General features: G+C 66.3%; 1 pseudogene. It reads right to left on the bottom strand.

The window, feature by feature from the left end:
* Positions 1–255, bottom strand: a pseudogene (locus AF337_RS12900) (dihydrolipoyl dehydrogenase); the annotation flags it as partial.

The following is a 255-nucleotide window of genomic DNA, read 5'->3' as shown; positions in this document are numbered from 1 at the left end:
GAGAGCTCGGAGACCCCGGCTCCCACCGCCTGCAGGCCGAGCACGAGATTGGTGTCGGCGCGGGCCACGACGCGCACGAAGCCCTCTTCGGATAGCATCGTCATCGCCCGTCCGTTGGCGCTGAACGGAAACTGGCCGGTGCGAATCTCATAACCTTGCGCCTTCGCTTCCGCCGGCGACAGGCCGGCGCTGACGATCTCCGGATCGGTGAAGCAGATGGCGGGGATGCATCGTTTGTCCCAGGCCCGCTTCTTC

This window comes from Rhizobium ecuadorense, from assembly GCF_001187535.1.
In the GTDB taxonomy this organism is placed as follows: Bacteria; Pseudomonadota; Alphaproteobacteria; order Rhizobiales; family Rhizobiaceae; genus Rhizobium; species Rhizobium ecuadorense.
This window is presented reverse-complemented; position numbering and strand designations above follow the sequence as displayed.